At 71.8% G+C, this 21480-nt stretch carries 17 protein-coding genes; 4 read left to right on the forward strand and 13 right to left on the reverse strand.

The window, feature by feature from the left end; all coding sequences use genetic code 11:
* Positions 1-31: 31 nt before the first annotated feature.
* Positions 32-1489 (reverse strand): APC family permease, encoded by a 1458-nt coding sequence (locus tag M8I34_RS05285; protein ID WP_250048123.1) that lies wholly within the window; start codon positions 1487-1489, stop codon positions 32-34.
* A gap of 315 nt (positions 1490-1804) precedes the next feature.
* Positions 1805-3889 (reverse strand): SpoIIE family protein phosphatase, encoded by a 2085-nt coding sequence (locus M8I34_RS05290; RefSeq protein ID WP_250048124.1) that lies wholly within the window; start codon positions 3887-3889, stop codon positions 1805-1807.
* 446 nt (positions 3890-4335) lie between these two features.
* Between M8I34_RS05290 and M8I34_RS05295 the strand changes: the two genes are divergently transcribed.
* On the forward strand, positions 4336-5883 hold the full coding sequence (locus tag M8I34_RS05295; RefSeq protein ID WP_250048125.1) for an AMP-binding protein: 1548 nt from the start codon (positions 4336-4338) through the stop codon (positions 5881-5883).
* Between the two features lie 55 nt (positions 5884-5938).
* Here M8I34_RS05295 and M8I34_RS05300 read toward each other — a convergent pair whose 3' ends face one another.
* From M8I34_RS05300 to ligD, 3 genes are all read right to left on the reverse strand, one after another.
* Positions 5939-6274, reverse strand: a complete 336-nt coding sequence (locus M8I34_RS05300; RefSeq protein WP_250048126.1) for a hypothetical protein — start codon at positions 6272-6274, stop codon at positions 5939-5941.
* A 153-nt stretch (positions 6275-6427) separates the two neighbouring features.
* Positions 6428-7654, reverse strand: a complete 1227-nt coding sequence (locus tag M8I34_RS05305; RefSeq protein WP_250048127.1) for a SpoIIE family protein phosphatase — start codon at positions 7652-7654, stop codon at positions 6428-6430.
* Between the two features lie 294 nt (positions 7655-7948).
* A complete protein-coding gene (gene ligD, locus M8I34_RS05310) occupies positions 7949-8962 on the reverse strand; it encodes a non-homologous end-joining DNA ligase (RefSeq protein WP_250048128.1) in 1014 nt (337 codons plus the stop codon).
* Positions 8963-9083: 121 nt separating this feature from the next.
* Here ligD and M8I34_RS05315 point away from each other — a divergent pair, with 121 nt between their 5' ends.
* Positions 9084-10145, forward strand: coding sequence for an ATP-dependent DNA ligase (locus M8I34_RS05315; RefSeq protein ID WP_250048129.1), 1062 nt, complete (start codon positions 9084-9086; stop codon positions 10143-10145).
* Positions 10146-10184: 39 nt separating this feature from the next.
* Here the strand turns inward: M8I34_RS05315 and M8I34_RS05320 are convergent, their stop codons facing one another.
* The 4 genes from M8I34_RS05320 to M8I34_RS05335 all read right to left on the reverse strand — a co-directional run bounded on the left by M8I34_RS05320 (position 10185) and on the right by M8I34_RS05335 (position 15100).
* Positions 10185-11177: an MASE1 domain-containing protein gene (locus M8I34_RS05320; RefSeq protein ID WP_284049952.1), complete on the reverse strand. Its 993-nt coding sequence runs from the start codon at positions 11175-11177 to the stop codon at positions 10185-10187.
* 54 nt (positions 11178-11231) lie between these two features.
* Complete coding sequence (locus M8I34_RS05325; protein ID WP_250048130.1) at positions 11232-12065, reverse strand: PP2C family protein-serine/threonine phosphatase; 834 nt, start codon at positions 12063-12065, stop codon at positions 11232-11234.
* Positions 12066-12470: 405 nt separating this feature from the next.
* Complete coding sequence (locus tag M8I34_RS05330) at positions 12471-14099, reverse strand: APC family permease (protein ID WP_374210854.1); 1629 nt, start codon at positions 14097-14099, stop codon at positions 12471-12473.
* A 230-nt stretch (positions 14100-14329) separates the two neighbouring features.
* A complete protein-coding gene (locus M8I34_RS05335; RefSeq protein WP_250048131.1) occupies positions 14330-15100 on the reverse strand; it encodes a helix-turn-helix transcriptional regulator in 771 nt (256 codons plus the stop codon).
* A 367-nt stretch (positions 15101-15467) separates the two neighbouring features.
* Here M8I34_RS05335 and M8I34_RS05340 point away from each other — a divergent pair, with 367 nt between their 5' ends.
* The gene (locus M8I34_RS05340; protein ID WP_250048132.1) at positions 15468-16682 is read left to right on the forward strand and encodes an MFS transporter; all 1215 of its coding nucleotides are present in this window, start codon (positions 15468-15470) and stop codon (positions 16680-16682) included.
* 93 nt (positions 16683-16775) lie between these two features.
* Here M8I34_RS05340 and M8I34_RS05345 read toward each other — a convergent pair whose 3' ends face one another.
* Positions 16776-17246 carry an acyl-CoA carboxylase epsilon subunit gene (locus tag M8I34_RS05345; RefSeq protein ID WP_250048133.1) on the reverse strand — a complete coding sequence of 157 codons (471 nt, stop codon included), beginning with the start codon at positions 17244-17246 and terminating at the stop codon, positions 16776-16778.
* Between the two features lie 292 nt (positions 17247-17538).
* On the opposite strand from M8I34_RS05345, the gene M8I34_RS05350 reads away from it, so the two are divergent.
* Positions 17539-18801, forward strand: a complete 1263-nt coding sequence (locus M8I34_RS05350; RefSeq protein WP_250048134.1) for a Dyp-type peroxidase — start codon at positions 17539-17541, stop codon at positions 18799-18801.
* Between the two features lie 69 nt (positions 18802-18870).
* Here the strand turns inward: M8I34_RS05350 and hypE are convergent, their stop codons facing one another.
* Genes hypE through M8I34_RS05365 form a run of 3 tightly spaced genes read right to left on the reverse strand, consistent with a single transcriptional unit; the run spans position 18871 to position 21477 of the window.
* Complete coding sequence (gene hypE / locus M8I34_RS05355; protein WP_030982431.1) at positions 18871-19995, reverse strand: hydrogenase expression/formation protein HypE; 1125 nt, start codon at positions 19993-19995, stop codon at positions 18871-18873.
* The gene (gene hypD, locus M8I34_RS05360) at positions 19988-21112 is read right to left on the reverse strand and encodes a hydrogenase formation protein HypD (protein ID WP_244417163.1); all 1125 of its coding nucleotides are present in this window, start codon (positions 21110-21112) and stop codon (positions 19988-19990) included. Before hypD ends, hypE begins: the two co-directional genes overlap by 8 nt.
* Positions 21109-21477 carry a HypC/HybG/HupF family hydrogenase formation chaperone gene (locus tag M8I34_RS05365; RefSeq protein WP_250048135.1) on the reverse strand — a complete coding sequence of 123 codons (369 nt, stop codon included), beginning with the start codon at positions 21475-21477 and terminating at the stop codon, positions 21109-21111. The genes hypD and M8I34_RS05365 overlap by 4 nt, the downstream gene beginning before the upstream one ends.
* Positions 21478-21480: the final 3 nt, after the last annotated feature.

The following is a 21480-nucleotide window of genomic DNA, read 5'->3' on the forward strand; positions in this document are numbered from 1 at the left end:
CGGGGCGGGCACTTCCTGGGCCTTCAGGGCCCTACGCAGGCAGCGAGGCCGCGGACGGCGCCTCGACGGGAGCCTGCTCGTCCTCGGGTACCGAGATCACCCAGTGCGTCTCCTGGCGCGGGCGCAGGTAGCACGCCCAGTACAGCGCGGCGACGGCCACGATGGCGCCGGTGATGACCAGACTCTTCGCGCTCTGCTGGTAGAGCACCCAGGCCAGCACCACGATCAGCAGCGCCGGGACCGCCGGCCACAGCGGCATCCGCCAGGCCGGGCGGTGCTTGTGCTCGCCGCGGCGCGAGACCAGGGCGCCCAGGGCGACGAAGACGTACATCGCGGCGACGGCCACGCCGGTGACCTCGCTCAGGGTGTCGAGGTTGACGAAGCACAGGGCCGCCCCGGGGACGCCCACCGCGAGGGTGGCCGCCCAGGGGGAGCCGAAGCGCCGGCCGACGTGCGAGAAGACCCGGTTGACGGCCGTCGGCCAGGCCGCGTCACGCGCCGAGGCGAAGACCACGCGGGAGTTCTGGATCACCATCACGATCGCCGCGTTGATGATCGCCAGGGCGATACAGAGGCTGACGAACGTGCCGACCCCCGAGTTGCTCCAGTCCTGCACCATGCCGGCGACGTCCCCGGCACCGAGGGTCTTCAGGTCGGGGGCGCCGAGGGTGATCGCCACCACCGGGATCAGCACGACGGCGACGCCGATGCCGAGGGTCCACAGCACGGTGCGGGAGACGTTGCGGCGGGGGTTGTCCATCTCCTCCGCGAGGTACACGGCGGTGGAGAAGCCCTGAAGGATGAAGAGCGCGGTGGCCAGCCCGGTCACGATGAGGCCGGCGGTGACCGCGGTGCTGTGCCCGTGTCCGGCGTCGATCACGGGGTGCACGAGCACGGACGCGGACCGCTGGGTGTGCGTGAAGCCGAGGAAGGCGACCACCGCGCAGGCGACGACCTCCAGCACCAGGAAGATGCCGGTGATCCAGGCGTTGGCGCGCAGATCCAGCAGGCCCATGGCGGTGGCCAGCAGCATGACACCGGCGGCGGTGAGCTGCGGATCGAGTCGGATGATCGGTGCCAGATAGTCGGCGGTGCCCAGGGCGATGATGGGCGGCACGATCATGACGACGATCAGCGAGAGTATGAAAACCAGCCACCCGGCGAGGCGCCCCATGAGCGTGCCGACCATGGCGTACTCGCCGCCCGAGCTCGGTATCAGCGTGCCGAGTTCGGAGTAGGTGAAGGCCACCCCGATGCACAGCAGAGCCGCGACGGCGATGGTCAGTGCGGTGCCGGTGCCCAGGCCGGCGAACGAGTCCGGCACGATCACGAAGAGCGAGGATGCCGGGGTCAGACAGGACAGCGTGAGCAGGGTGCCACCGACCACGCCGATCGACCGGGTGAGTTTGGGGGAGGTGGAGGCGTCCCCCTCCGTCGCACTACGGGTGTCCCGCTCCGGAGCTGCGGAGGCAACAGGCGTGTAGGGCATATCGGTATCCGTATCCCATCAGTGCTGGCGGCAGAAGGGGCGGCGCCTGGGGGGAAGTACGCCGCAAAGCGGCCCGAACCCGGATATCCCGCAGGCCCCCTTTGGTGACCGAATAAAACCCCCGCCGACGACTCACGTCAAGGTCTTGTTAAGGCCAGCGGACAACGAAATCCGTAGCCCTGAAGGGCCATTGAAGCGCTTATCCACGCCACAGCCGCGGAAATAAGCGAATTCCGCGGCCGAACGAGGGCTGCGCGTTCCTGCCGGGACACCGCCGAATCCGTTGCGGGCCCGCCGGATCCGGTGCCCGTTCGTTCAGTCCTCGTGCGCGTGCACGCGGGCGATGAGCAGTGCCACGTCGTCGTGGTCGTGTTCATCGCGCAGCGCGCCGAGGAGACGGTCGCAGAGGTCCTCCAGATCCCGCTCGGGCTCCGCCAGCAGCTCCAGCAGGATGTCCAGACGGGCGTCTATGGGCTGGTCCCGGGTTTCGATCAGCCCGTCGGTGTAGAGCACCAGCAGATCGCCGTCGCGGAGCGGGACCGTGGTCTGTTCGAAGGGGACGCCGCCGACCCCGAGCGGCGCCCCGGTGGGCAGATCGAGGAGTTCGGGCGGCCGGTCCGGGCGTATCACGATGGGGGGCAGATGCCCGGCGACGGCGATCCGGCACAGGGTGCGGTGCGGGTCGTACACGGCGTACAGACAGGTGGCGAAGGCCGGGTCGAGACCGACGGCGATGTGATCGAGGTGGCGGAGCACCTCGGCCGGATCGAGGTCGAGGTCGGCCAGCGCCCGGGTGGTGGTGCGCAGTTGGCCCATGGTGGCGGCGGCGTTGATTCCGCTGCCCATCACGTCGCCGACCACCAGCGCGGTCTTGTCGCCGGCCACCGGAATGGCGTCGAACCAGTCGCCGCCGACCTCGCTGGCCGCCTGGGCGGGCTGGTAGCGGTAGGCGATCTCCATGGCCGTGGGCTGCGGCGGCCGGTGGTTCATCAGATGGCGCTGGAGGGTGAGCGCGGTGCGGCGTTCGCTCTGGTACGAGCGGGCGTTGTCGATGCAGACCGCCGCCCGGGCGGCCAGCTCGACCGCCAGCACCGCATCGTCCTCGTCGAACGGCTCCTGGTTGCGGACGCGGTACAGCGACAGCGCACCGAGCACCTCGCCGCGGGCGATCAGCGGTACGGCCAGATAGGAGTGCAGTCCGGCCTTGCCCAGGAGGGCGGCGCCCTGCGGGTCCGCGGCGATGTGCGACAGATCGTCCGGACCCACGTGGGCGATGCGCACCGGACGGGCCTCGGTCACACAGCGGGTGATCAGCCGGTCGGCTTCGTAGGAGGCGATCTGGCCGGTGGGGTCGGCGGCGCGGACGGCCTCGGTGGAGTAGGCCGTGGCCACGGCGAGCGCACGGAAGCGGGCGGGGCCGCCGCGGGACAGCGAGGTCGGGCGGCGGCCGTCGAGCACGGCGTCCAGGACATCGACCGCAGCCAGGTCCGCCAGCTCGGGGACGATGACGTCGGCCAGTTCATGGGCGGTCTGGTCGACGTCGAGGGTGGTGCCGACGGTGGCGGAGGCGTCGGCGATGACGGCCAGCCGCCTGCGGGCGCGGGCGGCCTCGGTGGCGGCGCGGTGCTGCTCGGTGACGTCCACGACGGACGTGGCCAGCCCCAGCACCCGGCCGTGGGCGTCCTCCAGCCGGTAGTACGACACCGACCAGGCCCGGTCCGCGTGGGGGTCGGAGGCGGTGCGGCCGACGGTGAACTGGTCGAGCAGCGGTGTCCCGGTGTCGAGGACCTCGCGCATCCTGGACACGATGATGCCGGTGTCCAGAAAGGACAGGGCCTCCCCGACGTCACGGCCGATGTGCTGGTCGGCGGGCAGCTCGTTGATGCGCTCCAGCGCCGGGTTGACCATGACGAAGCGCAGCGCGGTGTCCAGGACCGCCAGGCCGATCGGCGACTGGGCGACCAGGCGCACCGACAGCGCCAGATCCCGCTCGACCCGCCGCAGCACGGCCTGGTCGGTGGCGATGCCCAGGGCGTAGGACTCGCCGCGCTCGTCGAGCAGCCGCATATTGCGGAATTCGACGAGCCGGGTGCTGCCGTCCTTGTGCTGGACCGGGAAGACCCCCGCCCAGCTCTCGCCGCCCGCCATGACCTCGGAGAAGAGACTCAGCACCAGATCGAAGTGCTCGGGTCCGACCAGCAGCTGCGCGGCGGGCCGGCCGAGTGCCTCCTCCGCGCTCCAGCCGAAGAGCTGCTCGGCCTGGGGGCTCCACAGGGTGATCCGCCCGTCCGCGTCCAGCATCACCGCGGCCACGCCCAGCACGTCCATCAGGCCGCCGGGCTGCCCCGGTGTGGCCCCGACAGGGGGAGCACCCTCGGGGAACGCGTCGGTCGCACCCATCCAGGTACTCCTTCCGCCGGTCACCGCAGACCGACAGCCGTGGCGCTCTCCGTACATCGGCCGATTCTCGCTGTGCTTCCGTTGCTCTCCATCATCTCTCGCCACGGGACGGACCCGCAGGGAGAGCGAGATCCGCAGGGCACCGGCGCCCCGTGCGCGAGGGAGCATTATCCGTCGCTGTTCCCTGGTCGGCGAGCGCGTTGACGATATTGGGGGCCATGATTCCGGACGCGCTCGCGGGACGGGCATGCGGGGCGGTGGCCGGACGCCGCAAGGGCTGCGCCGCTGTGTGACCGCTGGGCTTCTCCCAGGCGTCACCGTCCGACTTGGAGATGTCGATCTACAGCGACTACCCTGAGTTTAGTTGCCTCTAGCAACTAAATACATGCATACCGCATCCGGCGTAGCGGACTGCGCCCGCCGGTGTCAGGAGGAAGCCTCACATCATGCCCATCGCCGCCCGGACATTCCGTACCTACGTGGAGGAGAACCTCGATGTCCTTAGCGCCGACCCGGCGCGCGAAGCCCTGGTCCACCAAGGCCGCCGCGTCACCGCAGGTGAGTTCCGCTCACTGGTCCACCGCATGGCACGGGCCCTGCGCGCCCGCGGCGTCGACCGCGGAGCGGCCGTCACGCTGCTGAGCGGCAACCTCCCGGAGATCATCGCCGCCCGTTACGCGGCCAACCTGATCGGCGCCCGGGTCAACTACCTCTACAACAAGCTGTCCGCCGAGTCCCAGGCCGCCATCGTCCGCGATGTCGAGACCCGCGCCCTGATCGTCGACCCGCGCCATGCCGAACGCGCCGCCGAGGTCACCGAGTTGGCGCCGGTGCCCGAGGTCCTCGTCCTCGGCCCCGCCAAGGTGGGCACGGATCTGCTGGAGCTGGCGGCCGGGCAGTCCGACGAGCCGTACGCGAGCCGGGCCCGGCCCGACGATGTGTGCACCATCCGCCACACCGGTGGCACGACCGGCCACCCCAAGGGCATCTGCACCACCTTCGACCAGGCGCGCTGGTTCCACGGCGTGATCCAGCAGGAGCCGGAGTCCGCGCGCCGGCAGCTGGTCTGCACCACCCTCGCGCACGCCGCGGGCCTGATGGCCGACAGCACCCTGCACGCGGGCGGCACCGTCGTCCTGCTCGACGACTTCGACCCGGGCACCGCACTCGCCGCCATCGAACGCGAGCGCATCACCGACATGTTCCTGCTGCCGCCGCTGCTCTACCAGCTGATGGACCACCCCGACGCCCGCCGGACCGACACCTCCAGCCTGCGGCTGCTGACGTACGGCGGCTGCCAGGCCTCCCCCGCCCGGATAGCCGACGCGGTACGGGCCTTCGGCCCGGTGCTGATGCAGGGTTACGGGCAGAACGAGGCCGGCGGCATCAGCGTCCTCACCCAGGAGGACCACGACCCGCAGCGGCCCGAGCGGCTGCGGTCCGCGGGGAAGGCGCTGCCCGATGTCGAGGTGGCGATCCGCGACGAGTCGGGCCGTGATCTGCCGGCCGGCGAGCACGGCGAGGTCTGTGTGCGCTCCGACATGATCATGAAGGGGTACTGGAAGCAGCCCGAGCTGACCGCCGAGGTGCTGCGCGACGGCTGGCTGCACACGGGCGACATCGGCTTCCTCGACGACGAGGGCTACTTGACGATCGTCGACCGGCTCAAGGACATGATCGTCGTGGTCGGCGGCCATGTGTACACCACGGAACTGGAGGACCTGCTGAACTCGCACCCGCAGGTACTACAGAGCGCCGTTTTCGGTGTCCGTGACGCCGACCGCATGGAGCGGGTGCACGCCACGGTGGTGCGGGCGCCCGGCGGCACCGTCGACGAGCGGCAACTGCGCGAGATGGTCTGCGCGGAGCGGGGCGCGATGTACGAACCGGCCCGGATCACCTTTGTCGACGCGCTGCCGCTGACCGATGCCGGGAAGCCCGACAAGAAGGAGCTGCGCCGGCGGGCCGAGCAGGAGGCCGGCACCGTGGCATGACAGCGACGAGCCGCCGCAGCCCAGGGCTGCGGCGGCCTGTCAGTGCTACTGCCGGTCAGAGGATGCCCAGCAGGCCGAAGGGGAAGCCCCCGAAGCCGTAGCCGTAGTTGCCGTAGCCGCAGCCGCCGTAGCCGTTGAAGCCGTTGTAGCCGCCGAAGCCGCCAAAACCGCCGAAGCCGCCGAAGCCGCCAAAACCGTTGAAGCCGTTGAAGCCGCCGTTGTGGTGGCAGTGGTGCCTGTGGTGGTGACCGTGGTGGTGACGACCGTGGTGGTCACCCTTGGACGTTGCGGCCGGCGCCTGCGGGGTGGCCGAAGCCATGCCGGCAAGCGGGAGGACGGTAGCGGCGGCAAGGGCCGCGGTGGCCACGGAGCGGCCTATGAACTTGCGCATTGCGTTTCTCCTGTTTGGCAGGAAATCTGACATTCGATGAGTACCGCGTCCCACCTGAAACCGTGCAGACACGGCGGACAGCCACTCCAACGGCCCCAAGAATTGCTCCACTCGCGGTAATGAATCGGCAAAGCGTCCTGGTGAACGGCCTGGTCAGAGTCGGGTGATGACGAGGGCCGCATCGTCGGTGGCGCCGCCGGGCGGCAGCAGATCCGCCAGCAGCGCGTCGGCCAGCGTCTCGGCATCGGCGCCCCGATGCCGGGTCAGCGCCTCGGCCAGCCGCGCCAGACCGACGTCGATGTCCTCGTGGCGACGCTCGATCAGCCCGTCCGTGTAGAGGACCAGCACGGCATCGTCGGCGAAGGCGACCTGCGCCTCCGGGCGGTCCACATGCTCGGGCCGCGCCCCCAACGGCGGGTCGGTCGCCCGGTCCAGCAGCTCCACGGTGCCGTCCGGGTGCAGCAGGGCCGGCGGGGGATGACCGGCGCTGCTGTAGGAGAGGGTGTGCGTGGACCAGTCGATGACGGCCTGCACCGCGGTGGTGGACTCCGCGCCGTCCACGGAGCGGGCGTAGATCCCCAGTACCTCCAGCGCCCGGGCGGGGCCGTCGGCGACCCGGGCGGCGGCGCTCAGGGCGCTGCGGAGCTGTCCCATGACGCAGGCGGCGGCCAGGCCGTGGCCGACGACATCGCCGACCGCCACCGCCATCCGGTCCCCGGGAAGATCGGCCAGGTCGTACCAGTCGCCGCAGACATTGAGCGCGCCGACCGCGGGCCGGTAGCGCACCGCTGCCCGGTGATGCCCCACGGGCAGGGGCGCGGGCAGCATCGCTTCCTGAAGGGCCAGCACCACCTCCCGCTCCCGGACCTGGGCCAGGCGGAGCCGTTCGTTGACTTCCTGGAGATCCTGGGCGCGGGTGTAGAGCTCGGCCTCCATCCGCACCCGGTCGACGGGATGGTCCCCGGCACCGGCCCGGACGATCTCGGTGACCTCCTCGACCCGGTGCACGATCAGCCGCACCCGTCCGTCGGCGTCGAGCACGGGCGTATTGACCGGGCTCCAGTAGCGCTCCTCGAACGTCCCCGGCCGGCCCGGCGCCTCGACGTCGTAGCGCTGCAACGCCATGGAGTCGCGGACCCCGGTGGCCACCACACGTTCCAGGGACGCCCGGAGATTGCGCATACCCGACGCGTCGGGGTCCTCGGGATTGTCGGGGAAGACATCGAAGAGGGGGCGCCCGATCAGTTCGTGGCGTTCGCGCCCGGCCCGCCACAGCAGCGCCTCGTTGGCATCGGCGATCACCAACTGCGGGGTGAGCAGCAGCACTCCGCCCGGCAGTGCCTGGAAGACCGCCGCATAGTCGATCGGGAAGGCGCTCACGTGCTGCCTGCATCCGGCGAGGGGTGCCGTGGCATCCGGGCCCCCGGATGCAGAAGTGCGTGCGGGTGGTCCGCCTCCGGTGCGTTCCTGTCGTGCGCCACGTGCGGAATGTTCTCGCGCGGACCGGGCGCGCGCATGCCGGGTACGGGGACCGGGCGGCCCGCCGGCAGGCGAACGGCGAGGCCGGTCCCGCCCTGTGGCAGCCGCGGCCGGTACCCCCGTTCGGGTCGGCGGAGCGGGCGGAGCCGGCCGTTGGCCAGGCACCTCGCCGCCTTCAGCCCCGACGTCGCATGCCTAGCGCTTACGGGCCCGGCTCGGCTGGACCCTGGACGGCTCCCCCGGCATCTTCGGGTGGTCGGGGGGATACGGCATATCGCCCAGTCCTTCGTCCGCCTCCTGACGGTCCGCGAGCTCCAGCACGGATTCCAGGCCGAAGGCGTGGTCCGCCATGTCCGCATGGACATCGCCGAGTTCGGCGAATCGCGGGGGGACCGTGCGCAGATCGAAGTCCTCGGGCGCGGCGTCGGACAGCTCGTCCCAGCGCAGCGGTGTGGAGACGGTCGCCCGGGGCCGGGCGCGCAGCGAGTAGGCGGAGGCGATGGTCCGGTCCCGGGCCATCTGGTTGTAGTCGACGAAGACCTTCGCGCCGCGTTCCTCCTTCCACCAGGCCGAGGTCACCAGCTCCGGCATCCGGCGCTCCAGCGCCCGGGCCAGCGTGATCGCGGCCCGTCTGACCTCGGTGAACGTCCAGCGGGGCTGGATCGGCACATAGACGTGCACACCACGGCCACCGGACGTCTTGGGCCAGCCGCGCAGCCCGTGCTCCGCCAGCAGCTCGCGCAGGAGGTGGGCGACCCGGGCGGCGTCCGCGAAGTCGGTGCCGGGCTGCGGGTCGAGGTCGATCCGCAGTTCGTCGGGGTGCTCGGTGTCACCGCGGCGGACGGGCCACGGATGGAACGTCAGACACCCCAGGTTGGCGGCCCAGAGGACCGCCGCGGGCTCGGTGGGGCACATCTCGTCGGCGAACCGTCCGCTGGGGAAGGCGATCCGGGCGGTGGGCAGCCAGTCCGGCAGTCCCTTGGGCGCCCGCTTCTGGTAGAAGAACTCGCCCTCGACGCCGTCGGGGAAGCGCTGCATGGTGGTGGGCCGGTCCCGCAGCCCCCGCAGCACCCCGTCGGCGACCGCGAGGTAGTACTGCGCGACATCCAGCTTCGTGAAACCGCGCTCCGGGTAATACGTCTTGTCGGGGTGCGACAGGCGCACGGTGCGCCCCGCAACGTCCAGCTCCACAGCTCCGGCTCCGGCCATGACTCCACGCTAGATTCCGGGCGCCGCCGCCGCGCGCCGGGAAAAGCGGTGGCCGGCCGGGCGGCCCCCGGGGCTCCCGTCCGGCGCGCGGGAAGCGGCCTCAGCCTTCAGGATCGGGACCATGGACCTGCCCGTCATGCCCCCGGTCTCCCCCATGCTCGCGAAGCTGGTGACCGACATCCCCGCCGGCATGCAGTACGAGGCCAAGTGGGACGGCTTCCGCGTCATCGTCTTCCGGGACGGCGAGGACGTCGAGATCGCCAGCCGCACGACGAAACCGCTCACCCGCTACTTCCCCGAAGTCGTCACCGCGGTACGGGCCGAGCTGCCGCGGCGCTGCGTCGTCGACGGCGAGATCGTCATCGCCCACGACGGCCGGCTGCACTTCGAGGAGCTGCTGGAGCGCATTCACCCGGCGGACTCCCGGGTCCGTACCCTCGCCGAGCGGACGCCCGCCTCGCTGGTCGCCTTCGACCTGCTGGCGCTCGGCTCCGACTCGCTGGTGCACGAGCCGCAGTCGGCCCGCCGGGAAGCCCTGGTCGAGGCGCTGCGACCGGCGCGGGCGCCGGTGTACACGGCGCCCGCGACGACGGATCAGGAGCTGGCACGCAGCTGGTTCACGCAGTTCGAGGGGGCGGGGCTGGACGGGGTGGTCGCCAAGCCGCTCGATCTGCCGTACCGGCCCGGCGACCGCGCCATGTTCAAGATCAAGCATGCCCGCACCGCCGACTGCGTGGTGGCGGGCTACCGCCTGCACAAGAGCGGGCCGGTGGTCGGCTCCCTGTTGCTGGGCCTGCACGACGACGACGGGCAGTTGCAGCACGTCGGGGTGTGCGCCTCGTTCCCCATGGCCAGGCGGCGTGCGCTGGTCGAGGAGCTGGCGCCACTGCGGATGGACGAGGTCTCCGGCCACCCGTGGGGCGCGTGGACCGACGAGGCGGCGCATGCCTCGCGGCGGATGCCCGGCGGGCCCAGCCGCTGGAGCGGCGGCAAGGATCTGTCGTGGGTGCCGCTGCGCCCGGAGCGGGTGTGCGAGGTCGCCTACGACCACATGGAGGGCAGCCGGTTCCGTCATACCGCCCAGTTCCGCCACTGGCGCCCGGACCGTACGCCGGAGAGCTGCACCTATGCCCAGTTGGAGGAGCCGGTGGGCTACGACCTGGGGCAGCTGCTGCCGGACTGACCGGACGGGTCGGCTCACCGGTCACCTCCGGGCGCCGGGTCAGGTGTGGTCACCGTCCGGCGGCCAGCGGCGCCGGCTCTCCCCCGGCGCGAGCCGGTCCACCACGTCGGCCAGTTCGCCGCAGGCCTGCTCGATCTTGCGGCGGATGCTGTTCTGCTCGGTGACGATCGCCGACAGCAGCAGCGCGGTGAGCGCCGCGGACGCGTTGAGGGCCTGAAGATTGACCATCGCCTCCAGAAGGCTCTGGCCCTCGAACGGTCCGGTCCGGGCCTTCGCCGCCGCGATGACCAGGACGGACACCAGCAGCACACAGGGCGCGGCGCCGGCCAGCTGGAAGCGCAGGGCCGCCCACACGATCAGCGGAAAGACCAGGAAGAGCAGCGACAGCTCACTTCGGACCGCCACCAGCGTCACCATCACCGAGACCACCGCCAGGGCCGCCGCCTCGGCCCACCGGTAGCCGGGGACGTCCCGGGGCCACCGGATCGTACGGCAGGCGAGGACGAGCGGAGTGACGACGAGGATGCCCATCGCATCGCCCACCCACCACGCCGCCCAGGTCGGCCAGAAGCCCACGGCCGGCAGCGCGCCCTTGAGGAGGAGCATCGCGGTGCCCAGCGTCGCGCTGATCAGCATCCCGGCGAAGGCGCCGAGGGCGACCAGCGCCACCCCGTCGCGCAGCCGGTCGAGTTCGGGCCGGAAGCCCACCCGGCGGAGCATCAGGAAGGCGCAGACCGGGGCGAGGGTGTTGCCCGCCATGATCCCGAGGACCGAGGCGTCGAGCGGGCTGATCGTGGCAACGACCAGGAAGGTGCCGAGGGCGATGCCCGGCCAGGTCCACAGGCCCAGGAGGAGCAGACAGCTCAGGGAGATGCCCGTCGGCGGCCACAACGGCGTGACCACGGCACCCGCGATCACCACCTGATCCAGCAGACCGATCCGGGCGGACGCGTAGTAGACGCCGGCGAGGCCGAGGATCGTCAGGGCCGGTGCAAGACGTCGGAGTTCCCCGGTGCGCACCACATCGGCCATCAGACAACGCCGAGGGCCGGGCGTCGGCTGCGACACGCGTGCCCGTGCCGCGCTTCACCCGGCTCTGGGCGCGGTCGCGTCGAAGCGCAGCACGATCACTGCGGCGTCGTCGGTGTGCCCGGTGAACTCGGCCACGCTCATCGCCGCGTCGGCCACCGTGGCCGGATCGCCCCCGGCGTTGGCGCTGACCAGTCGGGTCACCTGCGTCAGCCCCGCCTCGATCGGGAACGACGGCCCCTCGACCACTCCGTCGGTGAGCAGCACAAACGCCCCAGCAGTGGCGAATCGGCGGCGGGTGACCGGATATCTCTCGCCCGGCACGATGCCGAGCGGCAGGCCACCGGGGTCATCGGCGAGGCCGGAGCGGCCGTCGGTGGTGGCCCAGATGCCCGGTACATGGCCGGCCCGGGCGCTGGACAGTTCCCAGGCCACCGGGTCGAAGCGGACGAAGGTGCAGGTCGCGAAGAGCCCGCAGTCGACCGAGACCAACAGGTCGTTGGCCCGGCTCAACACCTCTCCCGGGTCCGCGGCGTGACCGGCGACCGCGCGCAGCCCGAAGCGGATCTGTCCCATGAAGGCGGCGGCCTCGACGTCGTGGCCCTGCACATCGCCGATGCAGAAGGCCAGCGAGCCGTCGGGAAGGGTGAAGCCGTCGTACCAGTCGCCCCCGATGTCCAGGCCGTGCCGGGCGGGGGCATAGGTGGCGGCGGCGCGCAGCCCCGGCGTCCCCGGCAGCACGGCCGGCAGCATCTCGTGCTGAAGCGCCTCGGCCAGCTCCACCCGGGCCCGCTGCGTCTCGGCGCCTTCCCGCGCCTGAGCGGTCAGCCGTCCGAGCGTGGTCAACAGGTCGTCAGCGCTCGCGGACCGCGGGGGACGACGCCGAAGCATGGACCGCTCCAAGGTGCATCGGTGTACCGACCAGGGAGCGTGCTCCCGTACGGCAGTCCGCGGGTGGCCGCCCGGCCTGGCCTCTCGGGGCTCCCGGGGAGCCCGCCTTTCCCGATTCATCTTATTTCTGGGGGGTGACTTCCGCTTGACGGCCGCGGGGCAGGGCGGGCGGCCGCGCGGCCGATGGTGCCTGCCGGTCGTCGGCGTGCACGGGGTGCGGCGGGGCTCCCCCCGCCGCGCCCTCCCCGTGATCCCGCCGGGACGGCACCCTCCGCAGTCGGATGTGCGTGCGGAGCAACCCTTTGCTGCGCCGCCCCTCGGAGGCCCGGCCGGTCCCGTACCGCTCCGCCCGTACCGCTCCTCCTGCGCCGCCCCGCGGCCGGGCTCAGGCGTCCGCCGCCGGGCTCAGGCGTCCGTGGCCGGGGACATCGCCAGGTGCCGGACGCCGGACCGTACGGCCCAGAAGAAGACCACGAACGCGAGGGCGGCCACGGTGATCGAGTCGTACGGTGCCGGCAGCCGGCCGGAGCCCTCGAACGTGCCCAGCCAGGAGATCACGGTCAGCGCGATGAGATAGACCACCAGCCAGGCACCGGTGCGGAGTTCGGCGCCGAGCGAGTGGTCCCGGCCGGTGCTGTCGCTTTCGGCGCGTGCCCCGGTGCGGCGCATGGCCAGGAAGATCAGCAGACCCCCGAGTACGAGCGGCAGCGCGAGGCGCAGGTCGTGCCAGCCCGACCAGTAGACGAACTCGCTGGCCACCACGAAGCTGAGCGGCGCGATCCAGCCCAGCCCCGGGATCCAGTCGGCGGTGTGGCCGCCCGGCTCTGCGCGGAACACCGCGACCGCGACCGCGGAGGCGGCGTAGATCAGCAGATACATGTCGCCCATGACGCTGACGATGTCCTGCCAGCCGCCGAACGGCAGCAGGAAGATCATGATGACGACGAGGTTGATCGCCAGGGCCCGGCGCGGGACGCCGAACCGCTCATTGACCTTCATGAAGAACCGCGGAATCGTGCCGTTCTTGGCGAGCGCGTAGGTGTGCCGGGCGTTGATCGCCACGCCCACGTACGCCGAACCGCCGGGCGAGATCACCGCGTCCGCATAGAGCAGGCTGGACAGCCAGTGCAGATTGAGGATCAGAGCGAGCTGGCCGAACGGCGAGTCGAAGGAGACCCCCTTCCAGCCGTGGCCGAGCAGATTCTCGGGGACGGCGAAGAGGAACGCCAGTTGCAGGGCCAGGTACATGATGACGGCGAGGCCGATACCGGTGAGGACCGCGGCGGGGATGGTCCGGCGGGGGTTGCGGGTCTCGCCCGAGAAGTCCAGCGGCGCCTGGAAGCCGTTGACGGAGTAGACGATGCCGCCGCCGGCCAGCGCGGTCAGACACGCGACATAGCCGTACGGTGCGAAGCCGCCGTGGTCCGTCAGACGGCCGGAGTGCCAGCCGGAGGCGATCAGCGCGATCACGGTGACCACCGGGATCACGATCTTGAACACCGAGACCAGGTTGTTGAGTTGGGCGAACATCCGCACCGCGAACCAGTTCAGCGCCGTCAGTACGACGCTGAGCCCGGCGGCCAGGGCCAGCCCGGAGAGGGTGAGGGTGTGCCCGTTGTAGATGCCCGGGAGGTAGTGCGCGGCGTACTGCATGATCGCGCTGATCTCGGCCGCGGTTCCGCCCACCGACAGCAGGGTCGACCAGCCGATGAGGGTACCGACGAGCCGGCCGCTGGCGAACAGCGGCCAGCGGACCGTGCCGCCGCCCTCCGGCCGGGACGCGCCAAGTTCGATCATGACCAGGGCGACCAGGCCGCACAGCAGACCGGCGCCGACCCAGGAGAGCAGCGCCGCGGGGCCGGCGACCTGTGCCGCGTACATCGCGGCGAACAGCCAGCCGGAGCCGACGATATTGGAGAAACCGATCCCCGTCAGGCCCCAGAACCCCAGATCGCGGCGCAATCGGCGCTCCTGCGCCAGCACTTCCGGCGCGCCGGCCCCGTCGCCCCCACCTGACACCTGACGCTCCGTCACGAAAACGGCCTCCTTGATTCTCTGTTCCGGCTCGCCGGACCCTACTCGACGATCGCCGAAGAGGAATCTTCCGCTCCACCAGCGGACACTTCCTATACGCAGCGCATTGATCAAGAACTCAGCGCAGTGGTGAGGCGCTCGACGGACCCCGCCCCCGACTCCGGCCGACGCCGATGCCGATGCCGAGGAGCGGGTCCCGGGTGACGACGCGGACGCCCCCGGGGCAGGCCTCACTCGACCTGGTCGTCCCGGACGCCGAAGGTGGTCGCCAGGCCTTCCCGCCCGGCGTCGGTGAGATGGACGACGCGGCGGTACTTCCCGTGCCGGAGCCACTCCAGGTCGAACAGCCGGGCGGTGAGGGCGGCACCGAGGGCGCCCGCCAGGTGGTGGCGCTGCTCGGCCCAGTCGACGCAGTAGCGGACGGACGCCCGGCGGCGAGGGAGGCGGTCCGTGTCGACGCCGAAGGCGGCCAGCTCCTGGCGGCCGTGCGGGGTCAGGACGTAGGCGACGTCGAGGGAACCGGCACCCGTACCGCCGGAGCCGGCATCGGCATCGGGGGAACCACCGCCGCTCCCCGTCCGCTCGGCGGCGAGAATCTCCCGCTCCTGGAGGGCACTCATCACCGCGACACCGAGCCGGCCCGCCAGATGGTCGTAGCAGAGGCGGGCACGCAGCAGGGCCTTGGCGCGGGTGTCCGCGTTCAGGGACCGCACCGGCAGGGGACGGGCGATCAGGGCGAGCTGTTCGAGGGCGCGGGCGACGTCCGTGGTGGCGAGCCGGTAGTAGCGGTGGCGGCCGTCGAGTTCGACGGTCAGCAGCCGGGCGTCGAGGAGCCTGGCCAGATGGCCGCTGATGGTGGAGTTGCTGACACCGGCCTCGGCGGCGAGGGCGCTGGCCGGCAGCGCGCCGCCCCCGGCGAGGGCCAGCAGCACCTTGGCACGGGAGGGGTCGCCGATCGCCGCCGCGACATGGGCCACGTCGGTCTCGGTCCGGGCATCCATGGGCACGACGGTACGCCGGTCACGCTTCGGCGGATGGCGAAACGTTCTCCCGCTGCCGCCCCGTATGGCGAGAACGTTTCGGCATCTGCCGAACGGATCCGGCAGAACACTGACCGTATGCCCACGATCTCCGCGCCCACCACGGCACAACGGACCGCGCCCCGGCTGTCGCCGCTGCCGCTCGTTGCCGTGTGCCTGGGCTACTTCATGGTCATCCTGGATGTCACCGTCGTCACGGTGGCACTCCCGGCGATCGGCACCGCCCTGCACACCGGGGTGACCGGACTCCAGTGGGTGGTGGACGGCTACACCCTGGTGTTCGCCGGACTGCTGCTCTTCTGCGGCGGGCTCGGCGACCGGCTGGGCGGTGTTCCTCGGCGGCCTGGTGGTGTTCACCCTGGCCTCCGCCGGGTGCGCGCTGGCTCCCACCGCCACGGTCCTGGTCCTGGCCCGGCTGGTGCAGGGGCTGGGGGCGGCACTGATGGTCCCGTCCTCACTGGCACTGCTGCGGACGGCGTACCAGGACCGGGCGGCGCGGGCCCGCGCCTTCGGCGTCTGGGGCACCGTCGCGGGCCTCGCCGCCGGGGCCGGGCCCGTCCTGGGCGGTGTGCTGGTCGCCGGGCTCGGCTGGCGGTCGGTGTTCTTCCTCAATCTGCCCGTCGGCCTCGCCGCACTGTTCCTCGCCCACCGCCACCTCCCGGCCTCCCCCGCCGACCGCGCCCGCCCCGGACTGGACATGCCGGCCCAGGCCGCCGCGACGGTGTGCCTGGCCGCCCTGGCCGCCGGATGCATCGAGGCCGGGGCACTGGGCTGGACGCATCCGGCCGTGCTCGGCGCCTTCGCGGGCTGCCTCGCCGGACTCGTCGCCTTCCTGGCGCTGGAGCGGCGCTCGCCCGCGCCGATGCTGCCGATCGCCCTCTTCCGTACCCGTGCCTTCGCGGCCTCCGCGGTCATCGGCGTGCTGCTCAACACCGGCTTCTACGGGCTGTTGTTCCTGGCCCCGCTGTACTTCCAGCAGGTCGACCACTACAGCGCACTGCGCACCGGTTTCGCGTTGCTGCCCGCCGTCGGCGTGGTGGCCGTCGGCTCCGCGCTGGCCGGGCGGCTCACGGCCCGCACCGGGCCGCGGCTGCCCATGGTGGCGGGCCTGGCCGTGGGCGCGGCCGGACTGGCCGGCTGGCTCGTGGCCGGCCCCGGCACGCCGTACCTCGCGCTGGTGGCCCCCATGGCCTGCGCCGGCTTCGGTACCGCGCTGACCATGCCCGCCTCCCTCGCGGCGGTGATGGAGGCCGCGCCGGACGAGCGCAGCGGCGCCGCCGCCGCGGTGTTCAACGCCGCGCGCCAGATCGGCAGCGCTCTCGGCGTCGCGCTCTTCGGCACGCTGATCACCACCGGCCTCGTCGCGGGCCTGCACACCGCGGTGAGCATCGCTGCCGCGGGGTTCCTCACCGCTGCGGTCCTGGCCGCCCGCTGCATCCCGGGCGGCGGGCAGCCGGGCCACCGGGCGCGTCGGGAGAGAGATGCGCGGGAGCGGAATCCGCGGGACCGCAGGAGGCGGAGCCGCACGGCTCGGCGCAGGTGATGCCCCGCCCGGGACCGTGCATGGCACTGCGTCAAGCCGCGCGCCCCCTCGCCCGACGCGCTCTTCCCCGGAGGTGCCCGCGGCCGGGCGGGTTCAGCCGCAGGACCAGCAGCCCGACCAGCATGCGGTGTGGCGGGCGTGGTGGCGCCGGCCGGCGAGCCGCTCCTCGGTGGGACCGCGCTCGGCGAGGGCGCGCAGGCGGGCGAGCTGGGCGCACAGCACGACGCTGATCGCGGCGATTTCCTCGGGCTCGGCATGGCCCTTCTCGATGCGCAGCCAGGACGGGGGCAGGTCGTCGGGCGGCGTACTCCCGTCGGGGGACACGACGTCATCGACTGCTGTGCACTCCCCGGCGGCCGTGCCCTCGTCGGTGCAGGCGTCCGCACCGGCGGGTGCGGGCCCGCCGAGGCCCGGGCCGTCGGCGCCGACCGTGCCCGCGCCGACGGCGGTGCCCTCGTCGGTGGCGGGACACTCGCCGAGGGCCGTGTTCGCCTCGGTGGATGTGCCGTCACCGACGGGTCTGGCCTCGCCGATGACGGTGCTCGCGTCGGTGGATGTGCTCATGTGTGGGGGTCCATGGGCTCGGTGGCGGTGCGTGGTGCGTGACGGGCTGCCCCGGCATGGCGCTGTGCCGTGTCCGGGCAGGTCACAGGGCCGACGCTAGAAGCGCGCCGGGGCCCTGTCGCGCGGGAGGCGCTCCTGCTGCGCCATTCGGACGACCGGCCCGCGGCCAAGGCGTGATATCCGCCGCCGAGACCGTGTTGCTCCCTGCCGACGCGTCCTGGGCGACGAGCATCGCGCACAGGTTTGTGCAGGCACGCGGCTGCCGGACGACGCAGTCAGGATGGGCGGGACCATGAGATGTGATCAGGCCGGCGACGAACGTGCCCCTGTGCGGGACGACGGGCGCCGGGGCTTTCTCAAGTGCGCGGCCGGGATCGCCGGTGTGGCGGCCGCGACCGGGCTCGGCAAGGAGGCGTCGGCGGCTCCGGCGGACCGTCCCGTGGGCGGGTTCCGCAACAACGCGGGACTGCTGCCCGACCGGGTCCCCTTCCATGGGCGCCACCAGGCCGGCATCGTGACCCCGATGCAGCTCTTCGCCGGGTTCGTCGGCTTCGATGTGCTGGTCGACAACCGTGAAGGCCTGACGGACCTGTTCCAGAAGCTCACCACGCGCGCACGGGTGCTGGCGGCCGGGGTGAAGCCACAGGACGAGCAGACCGCCTCGGAGCAGCCCACCCCCGACTCCCTCAGCATCACGCTCGGCGTGGGCGCCTCCCTGTTCGACGACCGGTTCGGGCTCTCAGGGCACAAGCCCCGGCATCTCAAGGCCATGCCGGCCTTCCCCGACGACCGGCTGGAGCCGTCGCGCTGCCACGGTGACCTCTCCCTCCAGATCTGCGCCCAGCACCCGGACGCCATCGTCCATGTGCTGCGCGATCTGGCGCGGGAGACGGAGGGACTGCTGCGGCCCCGCTGGCGCGCGGACGCCTTCCTCAACCCTTCGCGGCCCTCGGGCTCGCCGCGCACCTTCGTCGGCTTCAAGGACGGGATCGTCAATCCGGACACCGGCTCGGCCAGGGAGATGAACCGGCTGTTGTGGGTGACCCCGCCCTGCGGGGAGCCGGAGTGGGCCCTGGGCGGCAGCTATCAGGTGCTGCGGCTGATCCGCTTCCACATCGAGAAGTGGGACAAGGTGCCGGTAGCACGGCAGGAGAAGATCTTCGGCCGGCGCAAGGCCAGCGGTGCGCCCCTGGGCAGCCGGAACGAGACGGACCCTCCCAGGTACCGCGACGATCCGCACGGCCGGACGATCCCGCTCGACGCACACATCCGACTGGCCAACCCGCGCACCGAGAAGACCGACGACTCCCGTTTCCTGCGCCGGAGTTACAACTACGACCGGGGCTTCGACCGCTCCGGGCGGATGGACCTCGGACTGGTCTTCTGCGGCTACCAGCAGGATCCGGAGCGGCAGTTCGCCACCGTACAGCGGCGCCTGCGGCACGAGCCGCTGTCGAAGTTCATCACCCCGCTCGGCGGCGGCTACTTCTTCATCCTGCCCGGGGTACGGGACGCCGACGACTGGTTCGGATCCCAGCTGTTGAAGAAGGTCTGAGCGGCGGCACACGGACCGAGGGCGGCGCCGGAACGGGCGCCGCCCTCGGACGTATGACGGGAGTTCCGCTCAGCAGATCCGCGGCAACTGCTCCCCCAGCGGGAGATCGACGACGCGGGTGCCGCCCAGCGGTGTGCGGGCCACCACCATGCCGGGGTGGGTCGCGACGGCCTCGCCGATGATCGCGGCGCCGGCGCCCAGAGGGTGCGCACGCATGGCGTCCAGGACGGCATCGGCGTGCTCTCGGGGGACGAAGGCCACCAGTTTGCCCTCGTTGGCGACGTACATCGGGTCCAGGCCGAGGATGGCGCAGGCGTTGGCGACGGCCGGCGGGACGGGGATGGCACGTTCCTGGATGACGATGCCGGTGCAGGAAGCGGTGGCGATCTCGCACAGGGCGGCGGCCAGGCCGCCGCGGGTGGGGTCGCGCAGCACATGCAGGTCGGGGGTGACGGCGAGCATGGTCTCGACGAGGCCACCGAGGGCCGCGCAGTCGCTCTCGATCTCGACACCGAACTCCAGGCCCTCACGGACGCTCATGATCGCCACGCCGTGGAGGCCGATGTCTCCGCTGACGATCACCACGTCGCCGGGGGCGACGCGCTGCGGGCGCAGATCGACGCCCGCCGGGATCAGCCCGATGCCGGCGGTGTTGAGGTAGACACCGTCACCGTGGCCCGCCTCGACGACCTTGGTGTCGCCGGTGGCCACCTCGACCCCGGCGGCCCGCGCGGCCGCGCCCATGGCGTCGGCGACACCGGCCACCACCGGCATCTCCACGCCCTCCTCGAGGATGAAGCCGCAGGAGAGGTAGGCGGCCTTCGCGCCGCTCATGGCAAGGTCGTTGACGGTGCCGTTGACGGCGAGGTCGCCGATGCAGCCGCCGGGGAAGAAGAGCGGCCGGACGACATAGGAGTCGGTGGTGAACGCGAGGCGTACGCCACCGAGGGACACCGCGGCGGAGTCGCCGAGCTGGGCGAGGATCTCGCCGCCGAAGGCGGGGGCGAAGATCTGCTGGACGAGTTCGGCGGAGAGTGCGCCGCCCCCGCCGTGCCCCATGACGACGCGGGGCTGGTCGCGCAACGGGGTGGGGCAGGTCCAGCCGGAGATGTCGACGGTGGGCAGGCCGCGGTCGGCCGGTGTGGGTCCGCCGCGGGTGGGGCCGCCGGGAGTGGGGTGGATGGTGTCAGACAACGGGGCTCGCCTCCTGTGGGGTGGGCGTGGTGCCGAGTCGGCGGTAGAGGTAGTAGGCGGCGCAGGCGCCCTCGCTGGAGACCATGGTGGCGCCGAGCGGGGTGCGCGGAGTGCAGACGGTGCCGAAGGCCGCGCACTCGTGCGGCTTGATCAGTCCCTGGAGGACTTCCCCACTGCGGCAGGCGGCGGGTTCCTTGGTGGTGATGCCGCCGACGGAGAATCGGTATTCGGCGTCGTAGTCGCGGTAGCGCTCCGACAGCCGCCAACCGCTGGCCGGGATGGTGCCGATGCCGCGCCAGGCACGGTCGGTGACCTCGAAGACGTCCGCCAGCATGGCCTGGGCGGCCGGGTTGCCCTCGCTGCGCACCGCGCGCGGATAGGCGTTGTCCACGGTGTGTTCGCCGCGCTCCAGTTGGCGGACGGTGCGGCGGATGCCCTCCAGGATGTCCAGTGGCTCGAAGCCGGTGACCACGATCGGCACCCGGAAGCGGTCGGCAAGTTCGGGGTACTCCCCCATGCCCATCACACTGCACACGTGACCGGCGGCCAGGAAGGCCTGGACCCGGCAGCTGGGCGACGTCATGATCGCCTCGATCGCGGGCGGTACCCGGACGTGTGAGACCAGCAGGCTGAAGTTGGGGATGCCGAGCTTGCGGGCCTGATGGACCGTCATGGCATTGGGCGGTGCGGTGGTCTCGAATCCGATCCCGAAGAACACCACCTCGCGCTCCGGGTTCTGCTGCGCGATCTTCAGCGCGTCGAGCGGGGAGTAGACGACCCGTACGTCGCCGCCCCGGCTGCGCACCTGGAACAGGTCCCGGTCGCTGCCGGGTACGCGGAGCATGTCACCGAAGGAGCAGAAGATCACGTCGGGGCGGGAGGCGATCTCCAGGGCCTTGTCGATGACCTCCAGCGGCGTCACACAGACCGGACAGCCCGGACCGTGGATCAACTCGACCTCGTCGGGCAGCAGTTGGTCGATGCCGTGCCGGATGATGGTGTGGGTCTGGCCGCCGCAGACCTCCATCAGGGCCCAGGGCCGGGTCACCGTGGACCGGATGTCGTCGAGCAGCCGGCGGGCGAGCTCGGGGTTCTGGAATTCGTCGAGGTACTTCACCGGGTCGCCTCCCGCGCTCCGTCGCCGACCGCGGCCGCGGGTGCGGGTGCGGAGCCGGGGGCGGCGCCCGCCCCGTCGCCCGCCTCGTCCCATCCCGGGGGCGCGCCGGCCGCCTCCCACGGATCGCCGAACTCCTCCTGAAGCAGGCCCAGTTCCTCGAAGAGGGCCAGGGTCTGCCGGGCGGATTCCTCGTCCAGCCTCTGAAGCGCGAAGCCGACATGGACGATGGCGTACTCGCCGACCTGGAGGTCGGGGACGTACTCCAGGCACACCTCCTTGACCACACCGCCGAAGTCGACGGTGGCCATACGGGTGCCGTCCCGTTCTTCGATGTCCAACACTTTGCCGGGTACCGCCAGGCACATGGG

Origin of the sequence: Streptomyces sp. MCA2 (assembly GCF_023544705.1) — a bacterium.
Lineage (GTDB): Bacteria > Actinomycetota > Actinomycetes > Streptomycetales > Streptomycetaceae > Streptomyces > Streptomyces decoyicus.

Excerpts from the sequence above, each read along its gene's own strand:
- M8I34_RS05285 (WP_250048123.1), bottom strand. The coding sequence starts at position 1,489 with ATGCCCTACACGCCTGTTGCCTCCGCAGCTCCGGAGCGGGACACCCGT.
- M8I34_RS05290 (WP_250048124.1), bottom strand. The coding sequence starts at position 3,889 with ATGGGTGCGACCGACGCGTTCCCCGAGGGTGCTCCCCCTGTCGGGGCC.
- M8I34_RS05295 (WP_250048125.1), top strand. The coding sequence starts at position 4,336 with ATGCCCATCGCCGCCCGGACATTCCGTACCTACGTGGAGGAGAACCTC.
- M8I34_RS05300 (WP_250048126.1), bottom strand. The coding sequence starts at position 6,274 with ATGCGCAAGTTCATAGGCCGCTCCGTGGCCACCGCGGCCCTTGCCGCC.
- ligD (WP_250048128.1), bottom strand. The coding sequence starts at position 8,962 with ATGGCCGGAGCCGGAGCTGTGGAGCTGGACGTTGCGGGGCGCACCGTG.
- M8I34_RS05315 (WP_250048129.1), top strand. The coding sequence starts at position 9,084 with ATGGACCTGCCCGTCATGCCCCCGGTCTCCCCCATGCTCGCGAAGCTG.
- M8I34_RS05320 (WP_284049952.1), bottom strand. The coding sequence starts at position 11,177 with ATGGCCGATGTGGTGCGCACCGGGGAACTCCGACGTCTTGCACCGGCC.
- M8I34_RS05325 (WP_250048130.1), bottom strand. The coding sequence starts at position 12,065 with ATGCTTCGGCGTCGTCCCCCGCGGTCCGCGAGCGCTGACGACCTGTTG.
- M8I34_RS05335 (WP_250048131.1), bottom strand. The coding sequence starts at position 15,100 with ATGGATGCCCGGACCGAGACCGACGTGGCCCATGTCGCGGCGGCGATC.
- M8I34_RS05345 (WP_250048133.1), bottom strand. The coding sequence starts at position 17,246 with ATGAGCACATCCACCGACGCGAGCACCGTCATCGGCGAGGCCAGACCC.
- M8I34_RS05350 (WP_250048134.1), top strand. The coding sequence starts at position 17,539 with ATGAGATGTGATCAGGCCGGCGACGAACGTGCCCCTGTGCGGGACGAC.
- M8I34_RS05365 (WP_250048135.1), bottom strand. The coding sequence starts at position 21,477 with ATGTGCCTGGCGGTACCCGGCAAAGTGTTGGACATCGAAGAACGGGAC.